Raw genomic sequence first — 18,701 nt, forward strand, 5'->3', positions numbered from 1 at the left:
ACCCTTATTATCTGGAGGAAGAATATGAAAACTCGGTTGAATAGGCGTTTATTTTTGGCTCTGAGCACGATTAGTGCCAGCTTAATTCTGGGATCTAAATGGCTTGAACCAGCTTTTGCAAGATTCTCTTTTGGACAAAGCGATCCAGTTCAGTCAGGAGATGTGACTGACACCAGTGCAACAATCTGGGCACGGAATAATGATGAGAAGAATGCTCATCTTGTGGTTAGAATTTCTAAATCGCCTAATTTCCAAGGAGCGGTACAGATTATCAGGGGTTCTTTGGTAAGTACAGCGACAGACTACACTGGCAAAGTGAATCTTACAGGATTGCGCCCGAATCAAACCTATTATTACCGAGTATTTTGGGAGCAAAGCCTGTTTAAAATCCGCCCAGGTGGAACTGGTAGTTTTCGCACTGCGCCTGCTCCAGAACAAGCACGTCCTGTTCGTTTTGTTTGGGGAGCAGATTTGGCTGGACAAGGTTGGGGTCGCAATCCTAATTTAGAGATTACTGCCTACGATGGTGATGTGATTCGGGGAGGATACGTCATCTTCGATGTGATGCGAAAGTTCAAGCCTGACTTTGCTATCTTTGCTGGAGACATTATCTATGCTGATAATGAGATTCCATCTGAAAAAGAAATCCCGGCGGAAGTAGGCGGTGGCAAGTGGATAAACAATCCAGCAAAGGATTTTAAGGCAGTTAAAATCGAAGAATTTCGGGAGAACTGGAAATATAACTTGGGAGATGACAAGTTCCGACGTTTTCTAGCAGAAACTCCCATCTATTCTCAGTGGGACGATCATGAAACGGTCAATAACTGGTATCCAGGTGAGATTTTAACAGAAGCACCTTACAACGGATTGTCTGCTGATGTTCTAGCAGCAACAGCCAAGCAAGCATTATTTGAATATAATCCAATCCGGGGAGATAAGATTTACCGTAGATATCAATACGGTAAGCATCTAGATCTGTTTCTACTAGATGAACGATCCTATAGAGGGCCAAATCCTGATAATAGTAATCCAAATGGGCTAGAAATGCTTGGTCAGGAACAGTTTGAGTGGCTCAAACAAAGTCTAAAAAATTCCCAAGCTACCTGGAAGGTAATTTCATCGCACGATCCACTGTCTATAGTTACAGGAGGAGAAGGCGATCGCGATGCTTGGGGGCAAGGATTACCAGAAGTGTTAGGTCGTGAAGTCCAACTTAGTCAATTGCTGCAATTTATCAAATCTCAGGATATCAAGAATGTCGTCTTCATTACAGCAGACGTACACTATCCGGCAGCAATATTTTATGAGCCAGCACGGGCATTTTTTCAGGACTTCAATCCTTTCTGGGAGTTTGTAATCGGGCCTATCCATGCTGGAGCTTTTGGCCCTAACGATCTCGATCCTAGCTTTGGCCCCAAGTATGAATTTCTTCAGGCTCCAGGCACCCAAACACCAAAGCTTCCTCAAAATTCACCACCGCCAAATGTTCATTCTTTCGGTTCAGTAGAAGTGAATGCTCAAGGTGAATTGACAGTTTATATTCACGATATCACTGGCAAGGTTTTGTACAAGAAGGTATTGAATCCAGAAAGGTAAGTAAAAGGCAGATAGCAGAGGAGCCACTACGCCCTTGGAGGTTCCCTCATTGAGTGCAAGTGGCGTGGCAGATGGCACAAGGGAAAAGACTGGCAGCTTTACGTTAAATTGTCTCGACTTAACTTGAAAAGAAAAAATCCTCTACCTGCTAACTGAGGGGAAGAATAGATTCCCTCAGTTTTTCTTCTTTTTCAACTGCGTATACTAGGGACTAGGAAAAAATCTTTCCCAATCCCCTTAACTTTAGGCGATCGCTGACCTCAAAGAAGCGATAAGTGTGTACACTTTCTTCACAACCACTCTTTTCCTTGGCGACTGGAAGTCGCAGCTAAACAAACCTAGTCCGCGTAGGCGGACTATAGAATAAAAAGGATAATTTAACCGGATTTGGTATAACATCTTCTTTGATAGCTTTAGGGGAAACAAACTTACTTTACGATCGCTCCTACTGATGTGATGATTTTCGTATAGTCATTTCTAAAAAATTCCCAGTTATGACTGTTATCGTCTTTGGCAGCATTAATATAGATTTGGTGGCAACAGTATCTCGCTTACCACTGCCTGGAGAAACATTGCTGGGGCGTGATTTTTTTCAAGCACCAGGCGGTAAAGGTGCAAATCAAGCGGTAGCATTAGCGCGGTTGGGAATTCCTACTCAAATGGTGGGACGTATTGGTGCAGACAATTTTGGTGCAGAATTGGTTAAAAGTTTGCAGGCATCTGGCGTACAGACTGAAAATGTGTTTGTGGATCAAACAGTTAGTTCTGGTGTCGCCGCGATCGCTGTTGATGATGCTGGTGAAAATCAAATTATTGTTATACCCGGTGCTAACGGATGCGTTAATCAAGACGATGTTGAACGCTTATCGCGTTTGCTACCACAAGCTTCAGCCTTACTTTTACAATTTGAAATTCCCATGTCTGCGGTAGTTGCTGCTGCACGAGCGGCAACAGAAGTGGGAGTCAGGGTAATTCTCGATCCTGCACCAGCACAGTCTCATGTACCAGATGAACTTTATCAGTTGGTTGACATTATTACTCCCAACGAACTAGAAGCAAGCCAGTTAGTTGGTTTTTCTGTGACTGGAGCAGAGTCGGCAAAAAAGGCAGCGCTGCAACTGCGGCAAAGGGGAGTAAAGAATGCGATCGTTAAATTAGGCGCACAGGGGGTAGTTTGTGCCACCTCTAACGAAACTTTCTTTGTGCCTGCATTTCCAGTAGATGCAGTTGACACGGTTGCCGCAGGAGATGCATTCAATGGTGGTTTAGCAGCTGCACTTTCAGAAGGACTTTCTCTACATCAAGCAGCGATTTGGGGTGCGGCAGCAGGTGCTTTAGCAGCAACCAAACCGGGTGCTCAACCTTCACTTCCAGATAGAACCACGTTCGATGCGTTTCTGAAAGAAAGGGGAATGATGAGAAGGCTAAAGTGTGAAGGATAAAGGATGAAATTTTTATTAATTCAAACTACCTTCCGGGAAGTCACTTTAACAAACGTCTACAGACTTCATACTTCATACTTTATTTACCGATATCCTCGTTCCACAATTCGGGATTCTCCTTAATAAACTTTGTCATCATTTGTTTACACTCATCCGAGTTTAAATCAATTACTTCTACGCCGTGAGATTCCATAAATTCTTTCGCACCAGAGAAAGTTTCCGATTCTCCAGCAATAACTTTTTTAATACCAAATTGTACTACTGCCCCTGCACACAAATAGCATGGCATTAAGGTTGAATAGAGTGTTGTTCCTCTGTAGCAGCCGATTCTACCAGCATTACGAAGGCAATCTATTTCGGCGTGAGTGACTGGATCGGCGTCTTGTACGCGCTTGTTGTGTCCTCTGCCAATAATTTTGCCATCCTTAACAAGCACAGAACCAATGGGAATTCCACCTTCTTGTCTGCCTTGTTTGGCTTCGTCTATAGCAGCCTGCATAAATTCGTCCATTTATTAAATCTCCTCTTATGTTTAAACAACTTGTGTTAATGGATCATGATGGTGGTGTAGATGATTATCTTGCAACTATGCTGCTGATGACGATGGATCATATCGAACTTCTCGGTGTCATCGTCACTCCTGCTGATTGTTATGCACAACCTGCTGTTAGCGCTACACGCAAAATTCTCGATTTGATGGGAGGTTCGCATATCCTCGTTGCCGAAAGTACAGTGCGTGGCATTAACCCGTTTCCCCGTCTTTATCGCCGTGATTCTTTTGTCGTGGATCATTTCCCCATTCTCAATCAAAGCGAAATTATTCGCACGCCTTTGGTTGCAGAACCTGGTCAAGATTTTATGATAAAAGTGTTACGAGAAGCAGCAGAACCAGTAACTTTAATGGCAACCGGGCCATTAACAAACATTGCATATGCACTAGACAAAGCACCAGATATTGAAGCAAAAATTCAAAAAATTGTTTGGATGGGAGGTGCATTGAATGTCCCTGGAAATGTTGAGAAAAATTGGGAACCAGGGCAAGATGGTTCGGCAGAATGGAATGCTTATTGGGATGCAATTTCTGTAGCGAGAGTCTGGCAAAGTCAGATAGAGATAATTATGTGTCCTTTGGATTTAACTAACAATGTCCCTGTGACATCCGAGATAGTCAGAAAAATGGGACGACAACGTCACCATCCAATTTCTGATTTGGCAGGACAATGTTATGCGCTGGTTATCCCTCAAGATTATTATTTCTGGGATGTATTAGCAACAGCTTATCTTGCTCGTCCAGAAATATATCAATTGCGAGAGTGGGAAACAGAAATTATTACTACTGGTTCAAGTCAGGGACGTACAAAAATTGTGTCTGGAGGTCGTAAGATTTTCGCTATGGATAAGGTAGATAAGGAGGCTTTTTATGCTTATATTTTGCAGCAATGGGCAAGATAGATTCTAGATTAGAGCTTTGAAAAAAACAAGACCCCTGACTTCTCAAAAAGTAAGCGATCGCAACCTTTCAAAGTCTACTGGATTGGCTCAGAGTGGATAGGTTGGTTATTTTATTTCACATCTTGCTGCAATCCACAAATCCTCGTTACCAGGTTCAACCTGGTAACGAGAACTAGAGCAAGAGTGCTTGTAGGGCAAAACCATTACTGTAGGGTATGGTGCAAAATATTAGTTATCTTTCCGATTTTTATTGCCTGCCACAACACCAGAAGTTTAAGAACTGATAGCACCTAATAGCAATTTGTGATCTACTATTTGCAGTAGCACCGAGTTGATAGAGAGATTGAGAAAATGCCTCTTCTCAAAGGAAATGACAACGTTATGCGTGACGTGTTAGCACGGGCGAAAGTTATAGCAGTTGTTGGCCATTCTGATAAACCAGAGCGCACCAGTTATCAAATCGCCCAATTTTTAAGGAGTGTGGGTTATACAGTTTACCCCGTCAATCCTACTGTAAAGGAAATCGATGGTCAACTCAGTTATTCTTCGCTTCAAGAAATTCCAGAAGCAGTAGATATTGTCAATATATTTCGTCGCTCTGAGTACTTAGGTGAAATAGTTGATGAAGCAATAGCCATCAACGCTAAAACTGTATGGGCACAACTGGGTATCTCAAATCAACAGGCAGCACAAAAAGCCCTGGATGCCGGACTAAACATCGTTATGGATGCTTGTATTAAAGTTGAGTATCTGCGATTGGGGATTGGTTAAATTAGGTAGTACTAGCCAAAGAACGTAGACTATTTCAACTTATAGTTTTTCGCTTCGCACTATGAACTTTGTACACCTGGACGACCATCCTCAACAACAAACGAAGCCAAAGTATAGACAGAGGCATCTGGACGACTTACAGTTGTGACGATACGTAAGTCCGTCTGCCAGCGTTGGTGATTAAGGTTAACCCGGAAGTAGCCACGGCGATCGCCATCGAAAAATTTAATGTGTGGATTCTCTGGAATCATTGGGCCGTAGTAAGGGCCATAAACATTCGCATCACCATTGCTTGTAAGTGAGGGAGTGACGAATTCTGTGGCGACAGTAGGAGAGTTAGGATCTTTGAAGTTCAGTTTTAGATCGTTAACAAACGTAGAGTGCCAATCTCCAGTAATCACAACTGGATTAGTTATTTGCCTAGTTGTAATGTGGCTTAAGACGCGATCGCGTGCAAGAGGATATCCATCCCAGGAGTCGTTCCAAAACACCTCCCCTGAACCGATTTTGTGATCTAGCTCTGCCATCAATATTTGTTGGGCAAGTACGTTCCAACGTGCTTGGGAGCGATCGAGACTGTCAAGCAACCAGCGCTCCTGCTTTTTACCAAGCATGGTTTTCGATGGATCTAGCGCAGCCGAGCAACGGGGTGTCTCACCATCTCCACAGGGGTGATCGCTGCGGTATTGGCGTGTGTCAAGTACGCTGAACTCAGCCAAATTACCAAAGGTCAATCGACGGTATAGAAGCATATCTGTTCCCTGTGGTTGGGAAAACTGGCGCAGCGGCATATGTTCGTAGTAAGCCTGATAGGCGGCTGCACGTCTGTTGAGAAACAACTCTACCGGATCGTTTTTTTCGGATATCTCATTAGTGTAGTCGTTGTCCACTTCATGGTCATCCCAAGTTACCACAAAGGGGAATAGGGCGTGAGCTTTTTGTAAGTCTGGATCGGTTTTGTATAAGGCGTACCGAAGGCGATACTGTTCGAGTGTCTGCGTTTCTTGAGAGAACTGCTCTGGTAAAGATACTTTGCGCGCACCACCTGTAGAAGGGATGCCATATTCGTAAATGTAGTCGCCCAGGTGGAAGACCAAATCTAAATCTTCTTCGGCAAGGCGGCGGTAAGCACTATAGTAACCATCCTCCCACTTTTGGCAGGTAACAAACGCAAAGTTAAGTTGATTAATTGGAGCGCCAATGGCTGGAGCGGTACGGGTGCGACCAATCGGGCTAACTTCATTGCCTACCTTAAACTGATACCAATACCAACGCTCAGGTTGCAAACCACGTACATCTACATGAACAGAGTGTGCAAATTCGGGAGTTGCCATTGCCACGCCCCGTTGTACGACTTTTCTCATGTTTTCATCCAAAGCAACTTGCCACCGCACTGGTACTTGCACGTGTGGCATACCACCGCCATTTAACGGATCTGGAGCCAGCCGCGTCCATAGCACTACACTATTTGGTAAAGGATCGCCAGAAGCAACACCAAGATTGAAGGGATCGGCAGAAAATCTCGGTTGTGCAACCACTTTGTGAGTCCAACTAGCGATCGCACTTGCGGCTACTGTTCCAGCACCAATCAGAAAGCGTCGCCGTTGTGCTTTGGTGGATAACAAGCGCTCGAAATGAAAACGCTCCATAAATATCCTTTGTGAAATTTTTAGAATAGAAGGGAAATAACAAGCTAACTAAATAGTTGCTAAAATAATTGACTATCAAATCCGGTTTAAAGAAAGTCTAAGAAATGATTAATAGTAGAATAAATGTTCAACAAAAAATAGGAAGATTTTAAAGAATATTCATACTAATCTATTTTAATAACTTATTCTTTGCTGACAATATTAATAACTGATATCTTGATTGTTCTAGTTCTTGTTATCAGGTTGAAATTGGTAAAGAGTACTTGTGGATTGCTACATTTAGGCTTTGGGAACTAGTATAAAATGTTAATATAGTAAATTTATATATTTTTATTTATTTAAGAATATAAATGTATTTTTAATTATTTAATATAGCAGATTAACTTTTAGTGAAAAGAACTTTCTCGTAAAATAGTGAAACTTTAACTAATAATATCTATTTTAGATAGAGATTTTCATCTTTCCATAAATTATCTTTAATATCCACGTAAAATATATTTAAATTACTAGATACATCTATTTTATATAAAACTTTAATGCTTTCAGATTCTAATTTATTTTTATGTTCAGGAACATACGCTAATAAATTGCCTTTAGAATCTAATATTCTATGTATTGGATAATTCAAAGTAGAAGTTTTTTTAATGTACATAGGAATAGCTCGCATATAGCTATTATCTACTCCTATGGCTTTGATAATCTCTTTATAAGTCACGACTTTCCCATGAGGAATTTTGATGATAAAATCTAGAAAACGTTGATAGGGATTTTCAGATAATGCTGGAAACTGATTAGTTTGAATTTGAAATTTACTACCAACTTTAATTTTACCTGATGCAATAATTACACCTAAAATTCCTCTTTTACGTTGAATAGTTTTTACTGATTCTACTAAGCGAGCTATGCGTTTACACGGTTCGCAGTAAAAAGTGAGACGAATTGCAGCACCGCTTTCAAATTTTATCAAAGAGCCAGGTACGAATTTCTCAAGTTGGATGCCTGCAACTACGAGATTTTCTCGTAACTCACCCGGTTTAATAGAAAACTCTAAAATATCTTCGTATCTGACAATTAAAACTTGTCTGGGGCTGAGAGGATTAGCATTAATATCTCCTTCTATACCATGACCCACTTTTAAGTTTAATGTTGTCCGCTCTACCATTACATCACCTTGTTTTAGCTTAGTAAAAAGATGCAGGACAAAGCCATATTCACTAGACATAAAATATCTTGTTTACATCAATAAAAGTTAATAAATTCTATCTTAAAGATTAGAGTAAGACTACCATGCCGAAATAACAATTACAATTGCAATCACAAACCGCCAGGGTACACTACCGCTGGCGGTTTTATTGTATTATTTAGACTTTTGTAGATAACACCCTGGTGCAAATAGTACTACTGCCTAAAAGCTAGTTGTAGTATGTTTTTTCTGCTTCTAACTGACGAAGCAAGTTTTCATCTCCGTTAGTTTTAGCAACTTGTAAACGATGCTCTAAGCTTTTTAGGATGTTAGCACGATGAACATCAACCGCTGTTTGCAAGCGTTGTTGTGTATTCCTTTTCATGGCTATTGCTGATACCAATGCTCAACTTTTATGTATCAATTCCTAATTCTGATGCTGCCCGATGCAACATTGTTTGTTGCCGATTTTGCAGCTTATGACGGCTTCGGCTCATCAACAAACGAGCTTGTGCACTGATTAGCCTAGATTTGTCATCAGATTGTGTATCGAGATAGTTTGATTTCATGTCGCCTCTTTCTGGTTTATGTACTGTTGAATGAGGCGCGTTCCTTCAGGTAAACTTCCCTTACTTCCGTCTCTCAACACGAGAGATGAACGATTTATCCTTTATTCATACTATATTGCTCTTGTGACAATTTTAGCTTCTGTCGTTAGAGGGAAAACCGTAATATTCTTGTAAAGATTTACCCCAAGGGAAATGGCAGAGGTGACGGGTGAATAGATGATTTGGTGTGAGGTGAACCGACAACTCGCGGCGGGCAACCAAAATGACCGAAAATAAGGGAAATGCTATTCAAGCCTTGAGGAGTAAATTTATAATGTCTCGTCTGTTAACAGCGATCGCGCAGCGAATCCTGTGGAGTATCGCCCTTGCAATATTTCTAACCATAACAATACTTCCTGCTGCTACTTGGGCTTCTGGCTTGGGAGTTTATAATGGTCATCTTAGTTCTTGTCCAGCTTCAAACAACTGTGTTATGAGTCAAGATGCCGATCCCAAACACGCCATTGACCCGATCGCTTATCATGTAGATCAAGACACAGCACTCCAAACCTTACTAAAAGTTCTCAGCGTTGTTCCCCGTACAGAAGTTTTAGAACAGACTCCTAATTATATCCACGCTATTTCTAAAAGCCGCATTTTCAAATTTGTTGATGATGTAGAGTTTTATTTCCCTGCCAATGAGTCAGTAATTCACGTGCGATCGGCATCTCGTGTGGGAGAGTCGGATCTCGGTGTCAACCGCAGACGAGTTGAGCAAATTCGTCTGGCTTTACGTGATTTAAATATTTGATTTTAAGAAATTAGTTGAATTCGTAGTGGACTGACACAGCTAAAATAGTGCATTAAACCTCTTGCACTCATTCTATTTTCAAATAAATCGACCACGGATGCACACAGATGGACACAGATAAAATCTATGTTTATCGGTGTGCATCTGTGGTTGTAATTAACAATGCTCGTAATTGCTGCAAGAAGTCTAGGATATAGGTAGTCAAATTTTGTTCAAGCCTTTTCCATGGCATCATTTTAGTTGTCTCAATCTACTACTTAATAAACTACCCCAGAAAATTTAATCCTAGAAAGAGAGCAGCGACAGTACCTGCAACAGAAATTTCCCCTTGGGTGATTTTATCTAAAACTGATTCTATAGGAATCAAAACAATTTCTATTTCTTCTGTAATGTCTAACTCTTGTCCACCTACCTTGACCACATTTTCTGCTAAAAATAAATGTATTTGATTAGTCTCTTTACTAGGCTTATCGTAGAAAGTGGCGATTTTTATTATTTTTTCGGCGCTATATCCTGTTTCTTCTTGTAATTCTCTTTTTGCTGCTGTTTCAGCGCTTTCTTGAGTTGGATCGAAGCTTCCCGCTGGTAATTCTATGAAAAACTCTCCGATCGCATGGCGATATTGACGAACAAAAACAATTTCCCTGCTGCTAGTAATTGGTAAAACTAAGGCTACTTCTGGCTTAATATAAACAAAATAATCATCTATGATGTTTCCATTTGGTAATTTTATTTCATCCTGCCTCACTTTGCACCAATAATGGTCTATAACTAGCTTGGATTGCAGCAGTTGCCATTTTTCTAAGTTTTTCATAGAGAAATAGGATGCTCTAGTCAGTGACAAAGCAATAATTAAAATTAAAGGGTGTGAAAAAGTATAACAAAGGCATAATCTCGACTCAAAGTTGAGATTAAACTTAAACTTGCCTTAGACCATCTCAAGTATACTTATGCAAATTGAGGCGGAAATCTTTACAGTTAACAAGCGGTTCCCCTTAACAATCAGTCGTGGTACGACAGCACAGACAAAAAATGTGTGGGTAAGGATCGTCCATGATGATATTGAAGGCTGGGGAGAAGCTTCTCCGTTTAGTGTGGGTAGTCATCCGCAATCGACGGAGCTGATCAAAGATTCTTTGCAGCAAATCACGCCGTCTCTGGAAGCATTCAGCCCGTTGCAGCGACAGCAAATAGAAGGCATTTTCACAGAAACCCAAATTCCCTCTGCGGTAAAAGCAGCTTTGGATGTGGCGATGCATGACTGGTTGGGAAAGCGTGTGGGGTTACCGCTGTGGCAAATATGGGGATTGGATAGAAATGCTATAGTACCAACTTCGGTGACTATTGGTATTAATTCACCAGAAGGGGCAAGGACAAGGACGCGAGATTGGTTAGAATTTATGGATGTCCGTGTTTTGAAGGTGAAATTGGGTAGCCCAGATGGTATTGAGGCAGATCGGAAAATGTTAATGGCGGTGCGAGAAGAAGCACCAACGCAAGATTTATATATTGATGCCAACGGGGGTTGGAGTTTGGAAGATGCAATTGAGATGTGCAGTTGGCTGGCAGACTTGGGGGTGAAGTATGTAGAACAACCGCTGCCACGGGGAAAGGAAAAAAGTTTAGCAGAATTAAAGACGCGATCGCCTTTACCCATTTTTGTAGATGAAAGTTGTTTTACGAGCAGCGATATTCCCCAATTGGCAAACTTGGTTGATGGCATTAATATCAAGCTAATGAAATCAGGGGGGTTAACCGAGGCAATACGGATGGTACATACAGCTCGTGCCTGTGGATTGCAAGTGATGTTCGGTTGCTATTCCGATAGCACGCTTCTGAATACAGCGGCGGCACAGCTTGCACCACTAGCTGACTATTTGGATTTAGACAGCCACTTGAATTTAATCGACGATCCCTTTACAGGAGCATTCGTGCAAGAGGGAAGAGTTTTGCCAAACAATTTACCAGGCTTGGGGGTACAACGCAGTGCGTTTGCTGCTTGATCGACGGATAGCTATTTTATTACACGAAGGAATTCGCGGAACTCATGGTAAAACTGGGTTGTCACTTCTACGTTACAGTGAATCTCCAATTGTAGCTGTAATTGATCGCGAGTGTGCAGGACAATCTTTGTCAGCATTAATGGGTATTAAGCGTGATGTGCCGATAGTCTCCTCAATGGCAGCAGCGTTAGACTACAATCCGGAAGTCTTGATAATTGGCATTGCCACCAAGGGGGGTGTTTTACCAGATGATTACTGGCATGACATCAAAGATGCGCTAATGGCAGGAATGTCCCTAGTCAACGGTTTGCACGTACCAATGTCAAGTATGCCAGATTTAAAGGCATTGCTGAAACCAGGACAATTAATTTGGGATGTGCGTCAAGAACCACCGAATTTAGGAATTGGTACTGGCATGGCACGTACCCTTTCCTGTCGGCGAGTGCTAACTGTGGGAACTGATATGTCAGTCGGCAAAATGTCTACTAGCTTGGAGTTAGATTCGGCTTCACGAGTGCGGGGCTTACGTTCTAAGTTTATAGCGACGGGACAAACAGGTTTGATGTTAAAAGGAGATGGTGTGGCATTGGATGCGGTGCGAGTAGACTTTGCTGCTGGTGCTGTAGAAAAAATGGTTATGCAATATGGCAAAAACCACGATATTGTGCACGTTGAAGGACAAGGTTCATTACTACATCCCGGTTCTACAGCAACTCTACCGTTGATTCGTGGTTCCCAACCAACGCAGCTGATACTTGTACATCGCTTCGGGCAAACTGAAGTCGTCGAGGGAGTACCCATTCCGCCTTTACCAGATGTAGTCAAGCTTTATGAAATGGTTGCCAGTGCTGCTGGTGCTTTTGCACGAGTACCTGTTGTGGGTATTGCACTGAACACCTGGCATCTAAATGAGGAAGCTGCGAAGGGGGCGATCGCTCAAGTTGAAGACGAAACAGGCTTGCCTTGTACCGATGCAGTTCGTTTTGGTGCCCAGAAATTATTAGATGCGATTATTCAGGGATAATACGGAAGTGCGTGGCCCTGTCGCTGCTGTAATCTACAAGTTGAAAATTCTGTAGCTGTTTTTTAGGAAATTTAAACTGAATTATTCCCATTTTATCCTAGTCCTAGATCAGATCTGATACCAAATTGGTATAAGGAATCTAATTTCAAAATTCTGGAAAAATCCAAACCCTCGTTACCAGGTTCAACCTGGTAACGAGAACTAGAGCATTCTGGCTCTTCTTGAACACGGTGCAAGACATTCATGAGCAGAGTTCACAACAAAGAAATGAAAGTGAATCTTTCCCTTCTGCCTACCTACTTCTATCCGCTCCGCGTCTACTACCACGCCAGTCGCTACAACGCGCTTAACCCGCGCAACGAACCCGCTGGCTCCTCAGCATAGCTGCCTTTCAAGACAGATAGCAGAGCAGGAGGAATCTGTTCTCCAACATCTTGCTACACGTTAATCTCTTCCTCATGTCATCATCTGCAGTCATCTGAAGGAGAACCTTGTTATTATGCGTATTTCAAATGTTATCTATGCATTAGTTTTATTTTATACAATAATTATACGAAATAATTAGTATTTAGCTTCGCATTTTAAATATTCAAATTAGTTTCATATTAACTGTATTCAATATTACACAGATAGAAATATTCGACTTCTATTTTAGAGTAAATAAATTACATCTGTTTATCAAAATAATACGCAATTAGCTTATAAAATACTGATATAATTTTATACTAAAAATGAAATCACATCTGTATTAATAGCTTAATTTACCGTTTTATTGACATATATATACTTAAGCAAATTCGTAATTAATCACACTTATATGTCGAAGATTGAAATTAATGCTGCTGTTTAATTTATCTTAAATCAGAAAAATAATACTTAAAAAGTATCAAAGATATGCTATTTCTGTATACAAAAGCGAAGTCATCATATATACTCATAGGCTGTATATAGGATTTACGTAAAACATATAATAAATTCCTATCTGCTGTATATTTGATGTATATAAACCATATAATTGTTCTAATGGAAAACGTATGTATACAACTAGATGAAAAAATAGTAACTTATTTGCCTAAGTGTAGTTTAAATTACATCCCATTCTGAGCAGTCAAACTAAAATGAAACACGAATTTGATTGCTTCGAGTGTTGAAACTAATTAAACATAGTTTCTGCAAGTCCAGTTACATTAATTGCAGTACTTGTTTATAAAGCTCAAATCAGGAATCAATTATTGTTATGAGGCTTTGACAGTGAATTACATTAGACACAAATTAAATCGAAATAATCCGAGCATCAATCAATCGTGTAGTCGTGAAGGTCTAATTCTCATAATCTTCTGTTAAAATTATTCTGAAACTAGTACAAATTTCTCAGTTGAAACGAGAATTAAAAATAATTAAATTCGACTTTTTTAATACTGATGGAGTAGAGCTTTGACGGTCTTTTGATCTCAGTTCCTCCACCGTAACCGTCTTCTGTGCTGCTATATGCTTGTAGCTAAAGATGGTCGCACTACAGGAAAACTGTCACTAAAATCAGCAACTTTTCAAGCAAGCAGCAATTGCTCTCCAAAAAATCTTTACTACCGGATTCAGTAATAAATTTAGATTAAGTAACGCTTAATGACTATTGCTGTACCAACTATATTAAGCTTTAAATTTTTGTCCACGTTTATTATTTTTTGATTAGTTTACTTAAGGGATGAAACCTTAAACTGTAGAGTGCTTTACGGCTAATTCTCATTGTTCTTAAGCTCTCAAATTATGGCGTCGTCGTAACATATTTACCATTTATCAACAGTGCCCTATTCTCTATTTTCAAGTGAGTTAATTGTGAACAATTGATGTTCCTGTTGTGTTACCTGCTTCCTAGTCTTGCATCTACCCATTTTAAGGAGGCTTAATTGCAAAGAAGGTGTGACCGAAATCGCAAACGCTCAAAGCGTCGGGCTATCTACTGTCCAGTTCATGGATGCCATCTTGATAGCGTAAGTCAAAAATATCCGTTGTTTGCCGATCGCTCAGGACAACTCCAGCAGCGAGGGATGGGACGACAGAGTGCTTTACTATTGCTAGCAAGCAAAACAGCAGTTTCTTTAGAAGGTGAATGGTTGGAAGCTTTTTGGTGCGATCGCTGTCAAGAAACGAAATGGTATCACGTCCAATGCCACCTTAGCAAAGATACTCCTCAGCAGATTCGCGCCTACAAAGCATCAGTAGCGTCTCCAGAACTTTGGCAGCAGGCGATCGGGGTACTTCATCCCGACGGAAACCCTTCCGTGAGTGAATTTACTCGCAGACACGCAAGGATGGTTAGCCATAAAAGCAGCAAAGATTTTAGAACTGTCAACTAAGCGACTTGCGATCGCGCGTAGACATCTAGCAGCAACTCAAATATAGATTTGTACTCATAAACTATGGACTCAATCAAACATACTCATTCTTTAGAAGAGATAGATTTCCAAAAGTACTGGCTTGTGCTGCAACGACGCTGGCTACCAGCAGTGGGAATTTTTGGAACTGTCTTAACCCTGGCTTCAGTATATGCATTCTCGCTCAAACCTTACTATCAAGCACAAGCAAGCCTGTTAATTAAAACTAATCGTACTTCTTCTCTCACAGGATTGGGTGAAGATTTAGGAAGATTAGAGGCTTTAGTAAGTCAGAGCAGCCCAGTTGACACTCAGGTAAAAATAGTAACTTCTGTTCCTGTGTTACAGGAAACCATTAAAGCTCTAGATCTTAGGGATAGTTTAGGCAATCCCTTGAGGATTGAAGATTTAGCCGCAGCATTAAGCGTAGTGAGTGTCAAAGGCACAGATCTTTTGGAAATTTATTATGCAGACTCCGATCCGATCATGGCTGCGAAAGTAGTCAATAAATTAGTTGAAATTTATATAAAGCAGAATATACAAACTAACAGAGCAGAGGCAGTTTCGGCTCGGAAGTTTATGTGGGAACAAGTGCCCAAAACCGAGCAAGCAGTTAAGCAAGCAGAGGCAAACCTACGCAAATTTAAAGAAGCAAACAAAGTAGTCGTTCTGCAACAAGAAGCTGCCGAAGCAGTTAGTACTATTTCTAAGCTAGAAGATAATATTGCAACAGCCCAAGCTCAGTTAGTTAACGTCACAGCGCAATCGCAAAAGTTAAAAGAGCAGATAGAAGTTGAATCCCAAAAAGCCATCACCTATGCTGAGTTGAGCCAAATACCTGGAACTCAGCAGTTACTCAGTCAACTTCAAAAAACACAAGCTGATTTGGAGGTGGCACGAACCCGTTTTCAGCCCGAACATCCTCAGATTGTTAATTTAGAAGAACAAATTTCTGCTCTCAGCCAGGTATTGCAACAACGGGTAGAGCAAGTAGCTGGCAAAAACCAGCAAGTTTCTCTCAAGAATTTGCAAATTGGAGGGGTGCGACAAAATCTAATTCAAGATTTGGCTAACACAGAAAAAGTACGTCTTGGTTTAGAGAAACAAATTGCCGATCTAAACAATACTCTGTTTGAGTATAAACAACGAGCAAATATTTTACCCAAGTTAGAAGAAACTCAGCGGGAGTTAGAACGAAAGGTAAAAGCAGCGCAAACAACTTATGAAAATCTCTTGACAAGGATGCAAGAGGTAGATGTGGCAGAAAATCAAAATGTGGGTAATGCCACTATCATCTCTCCTGCATTGATACCAGATAAACCGAGTGGCCCTCGCAAGACATTGCTCATCGCTGCTGGAGGAATTTTAGGCATCTTGTTAGGGGTAGTTGCTGCCTTTAGCTTAGAATTGGTAGACCAATCTGTGAAAACACTCAAAGAAGCTAAAGAGTTATTTCAGTACACTCTGTTGGGAGTCATTCCTAATTTGAGTCGGTATGGCAAAACTCTGACAGGAAGGTTAGATCGGCCAACACCCAGAGTCATAGGTAGAGATATTCATTTGTTTGCGATTCGCGATGCATATCAAATGCTGCAAGCAAACTTAAGGTTCCTTTCAGACAAACAACTAAAAGCGATCGCTGTCACTAGTTCTGTCGCCAAGGAAGGAAAGTCTGAAGTTTCTGCTAATTTAGCCGTAGTTATGGCACAAGTCGGTCGTAGAGTGCTGTTAGTAGATGCCGATATGCGTCGCCCATGCCAGCATCACATCTGGGGATTAACCAATGCTCAAGGTTTAAGTAATGCGATCGTTGACGATCAAATTCCCTTGAATACAGTAGTACAGGAAGTGATGCCCAACCTGTATGTACTTCCCTCTGGAGTTATACCTCCCAATCCACTCGCGCTCCTAGATTCTCAACGCATGACGGCATTAGTCACTATCTTTGCGAGAAGCTATGATTGCGTCATTTTTGATACGCCTCCTCTAGCAGGAACAGCAGATGTTTCAGTTCTAGGTAAGTTAGTTGATGGCCTTTTACTGGTAGTCCGCCCAGGCGTGGTTAACGCTGCTAACGCTAATGCCGCGAAAGAATTCTTGACACAGTCAGGTCAAAAAGTGTTGGGAATGGTAATTAATGGCGTGAATGTGAAAAACGAACCTGACAGCTACTTCTATTACACTCAAGAATCGCCTGAGTCATTCAGTATTTCTCAAGATTCTGCACGTGTTCGACAAAAACGAGAAAAGGGTACTGGCTACTAGGGATTAGGTACTGGACAATTCAATTTTGGATTTTGGAAAGTTAAAACTTCCTCTCATGCAATCATCTAAAGAATCATCAAATTTGCGACAAAAGGCAGTAAAAGGTGTAGTTTGGTCTGCAATTCAGAGCTGGGGTAGCCAAGTAATTTCCTTTGCTGTCTTTTCTCTACTTGCTCGCCTACTTAGCCCTCAAGATTTTGGATTGGTAGCAACAGCTGGTGTTGTTGTTACTTTCATGCAGATTTTTCTAGAGCAGGGGTTTAGTGAGGCGATCGTACAACGGGATGAACTAGAATCAGAACACCTTGACACTGCTTTTTGGACAATTCTTGGCATCGGCACATTACTAACAATAATTGGCTTTTCATCCGCAGACATAGTAGCTAACTTCTTCAATCAACCACAGCTAACATTAATTGTTCGTTGTTTATCTTTTAACTTCTTATTCAGCGCTCTAAATAGTGTTCAAGCAGCAATTCTCTCACGCCAACTTTATTTCAAAGCTTTGGCTATACGTTCGCTATTAGCTACGTTAGCTGGTGGTACAGTTGGCACTGTGATGGCATTTCGAGGCTTTGGAGTATGGAGTCTTGTCTGTCAGCAATTAAGTTTTGGGTTAGTCGCAGTTATAACTTTATGGCGAGTAAGCGATTGGAGACCAGGGTTTAGATTTTCTAAAAAGCATTTTCTGGAAATGTTTTCCTTTGGTATCAACATTGTAGGTTTTAATTTTCTCAACTTTTTTAGTCGTCATGGTGATGACTTGTTAATTGGATATTTTCTTGGTGCGATCGCGCTGGGATATTACAATGTCGCCTACCGTATATTATTGGTAATGACACAGCTTTTGGTTCGGATCTTGACTCAAGTTGCATTACCTACATTTTCAAGATTAAAGCAAGAGCCAGAGAAATTAAGAAATGCATTTTATAGTGCTACTCAGTTATCAAGTCTGATCTCTTTTCCTATTTTCATTAGCGTAGCTGTGTTAGCACCTGAAATAGTTAGAGTTGTTTTTGGAAATAAATGGGAATCAAGTATTCCTGTGATGCAGGCTTTATCTCTTGTTGGCCCTCTTCATTGCATTTTTTTCTTCAATGGTTCGTTGATGATAGCTATGGGTAAGCCATCTTGGAGATTGTGGGTAACTTTTATAAACAGTGTGAGCAACTTTATTGCTTTTTTCTTGGTAGTTAAATGGGGAATTTTAGCTGTAGCAATGGCATATGTAATTCGCGGTTATCTACTTGCACCTATCCCATTACTCTTACTTCGTAAATTAATTAATCTTGATTTGGTTATTTATTTCCGTCAATATTTAACACAAGTATGTGGTTGTGTAGCTATAGTAGCGATTGTTTTAACATTTAAATACTTGTTTGCAGCATCAATCAGCGCAAATATAACGCTTGCTATTTGCATACCACTTGCTGCTGCAACTTACATAGCTGTTATTGCCTTACTCGATAATCAACTCTTTAAAAAGTTAAGTGAATTAGCAAAATTAGCTTTGTACAAGCAAAAAAATATTAGCAAAAAAGGTGTGTAAATAGGACTGATTGTATAGGTAATTGAGTTTGTATAT

General features: G+C 40.7%; 16 protein-coding genes and 1 riboswitch. Of the genes, 10 read left to right on the forward strand and 6 right to left on the reverse strand.

Translation table 11 applies throughout. From position 1 onward, the window contains the following. Positions 1-24: 24 nt before the first annotated feature. Both UYC_RS0119945 and rbsK read left to right on the forward strand, forming a co-directional pair. Positions 25-1,596 (forward strand): alkaline phosphatase D family protein, encoded by a 1,572-nt coding sequence (locus UYC_RS0119945; protein WP_016875548.1) that lies wholly within the window; start codon positions 25-27, stop codon positions 1,594-1,596. A gap of 494 nt (positions 1,597-2,090) precedes the next feature. Next, positions 2,091-3,038 carry a ribokinase gene (rbsK, locus tag UYC_RS0119950; RefSeq protein ID WP_016875547.1) on the forward strand — a complete coding sequence of 316 codons (948 nt, stop codon included), beginning with the start codon at positions 2,091-2,093 and terminating at the stop codon, positions 3,036-3,038. A 79-nt stretch (positions 3,039-3,117) separates the two neighbouring features. Here the strand turns inward: rbsK and UYC_RS0119955 are convergent, their stop codons facing one another. After that, positions 3,118-3,549 (reverse strand): nucleoside deaminase, encoded by a 432-nt coding sequence (locus tag UYC_RS0119955; protein WP_016875546.1) that lies wholly within the window; start codon positions 3,547-3,549, stop codon positions 3,118-3,120. A 17-nt stretch (positions 3,550-3,566) separates the two neighbouring features. Here UYC_RS0119955 and UYC_RS0119960 point away from each other — a divergent pair, with 17 nt between their 5' ends. Further along, complete coding sequence (locus UYC_RS0119960; protein ID WP_016875545.1) at positions 3,567-4,490, forward strand: nucleoside hydrolase; 924 nt, start codon at positions 3,567-3,569, stop codon at positions 4,488-4,490. 351 nt (positions 4,491-4,841) lie between these two features. Continuing rightward, positions 4,842-5,261: a CoA-binding protein gene (locus tag UYC_RS0119965; protein WP_016875544.1), complete on the forward strand. Its 420-nt coding sequence runs from the start codon at positions 4,842-4,844 to the stop codon at positions 5,259-5,261. A 59-nt stretch (positions 5,262-5,320) separates the two neighbouring features. On the opposite strand, the gene UYC_RS0119970 is transcribed toward UYC_RS0119965, so the two are convergent. From UYC_RS0119970 to UYC_RS39010, 4 genes are all read right to left on the reverse strand, one after another. Continuing rightward, on the reverse strand, positions 5,321-6,910 hold the full coding sequence (locus UYC_RS0119970; RefSeq protein WP_016875543.1) for an alkaline phosphatase D family protein: 1,590 nt from the start codon (positions 6,908-6,910) through the stop codon (positions 5,321-5,323). A gap of 436 nt (positions 6,911-7,346) precedes the next feature. Next, the gene (locus UYC_RS0119975; RefSeq protein ID WP_016875542.1) at positions 7,347-8,132 is read right to left on the reverse strand and encodes an MGMT family protein; all 786 of its coding nucleotides are present in this window, start codon (positions 8,130-8,132) and stop codon (positions 7,347-7,349) included. A gap of 190 nt (positions 8,133-8,322) precedes the next feature. Next, complete coding sequence (gene pirA, locus UYC_RS39005; protein WP_016875541.1) at positions 8,323-8,478, reverse strand: arginine synthesis PII-interacting regulator PirA; 156 nt, start codon at positions 8,476-8,478, stop codon at positions 8,323-8,325. Positions 8,479-8,506: 28 nt separating this feature from the next. Next, positions 8,507-8,662: a hypothetical protein gene (locus UYC_RS39010; protein WP_016875540.1), complete on the reverse strand. Its 156-nt coding sequence runs from the start codon at positions 8,660-8,662 to the stop codon at positions 8,507-8,509. A gap of 34 nt (positions 8,663-8,696) precedes the next feature. Beyond that, positions 8,697-8,756, reverse strand: a riboswitch (Glutamine riboswitch). A 219-nt stretch (positions 8,757-8,975) separates the two neighbouring features. Here UYC_RS39010 and UYC_RS0119990 point away from each other — a divergent pair. After that, positions 8,976-9,452 (forward strand): DUF1499 domain-containing protein, encoded by a 477-nt coding sequence (locus UYC_RS0119990; protein ID WP_016879628.1) that lies wholly within the window; start codon positions 8,976-8,978, stop codon positions 9,450-9,452. Between the two features lie 265 nt (positions 9,453-9,717). On the opposite strand, the gene UYC_RS0119995 is transcribed toward UYC_RS0119990, so the two are convergent. After that, a complete protein-coding gene (locus tag UYC_RS0119995) occupies positions 9,718-10,266 on the reverse strand; it encodes an NUDIX hydrolase (protein ID WP_016875538.1) in 549 nt (182 codons plus the stop codon). Between the two features lie 136 nt (positions 10,267-10,402). Here UYC_RS0119995 and UYC_RS0120000 point away from each other — a divergent pair, with 136 nt between their 5' ends. The 5 genes from UYC_RS0120000 to UYC_RS0120025 all read left to right on the forward strand — a co-directional run bounded on the left by UYC_RS0120000 (position 10,403) and on the right by UYC_RS0120025 (position 18,665). Next, positions 10,403-11,455 carry a dipeptide epimerase gene (locus UYC_RS0120000; protein ID WP_016875537.1) on the forward strand — a complete coding sequence of 351 codons (1,053 nt, stop codon included), beginning with the start codon at positions 10,403-10,405 and terminating at the stop codon, positions 11,453-11,455. Further along, on the forward strand, positions 11,439-12,479 hold the full coding sequence (locus UYC_RS0120005; protein WP_016875536.1) for an N-acetyltransferase DgcN family protein: 1,041 nt from the start codon (positions 11,439-11,441) through the stop codon (positions 12,477-12,479). The genes UYC_RS0120000 and UYC_RS0120005 overlap by 17 nt, the downstream gene beginning before the upstream one ends. Positions 12,480-14,383: 1,904 nt before the next feature. Continuing rightward, positions 14,384-14,833 carry a hypothetical protein gene (locus UYC_RS35660; RefSeq protein WP_026087794.1) on the forward strand — a complete coding sequence of 150 codons (450 nt, stop codon included), beginning with the start codon at positions 14,384-14,386 and terminating at the stop codon, positions 14,831-14,833. A gap of 63 nt (positions 14,834-14,896) precedes the next feature. After that, complete coding sequence (locus tag UYC_RS0120020; RefSeq protein WP_016875533.1) at positions 14,897-17,116, forward strand: GumC family protein; 2,220 nt, start codon at positions 14,897-14,899, stop codon at positions 17,114-17,116. A 55-nt stretch (positions 17,117-17,171) separates the two neighbouring features. Beyond that, the gene (locus tag UYC_RS0120025) at positions 17,172-18,665 is read left to right on the forward strand and encodes an oligosaccharide flippase family protein (RefSeq protein WP_016875532.1); all 1,494 of its coding nucleotides are present in this window, start codon (positions 17,172-17,174) and stop codon (positions 18,663-18,665) included. Positions 18,666-18,701: the final 36 nt, after the last annotated feature.

Origin of the sequence: Chlorogloeopsis fritschii PCC 6912, from assembly GCF_000317285.1 — a bacterium.
In the GTDB taxonomy this organism is placed as follows: Bacteria; Cyanobacteriota; Cyanobacteriia; order Cyanobacteriales; family Nostocaceae; genus Chlorogloeopsis; species Chlorogloeopsis fritschii.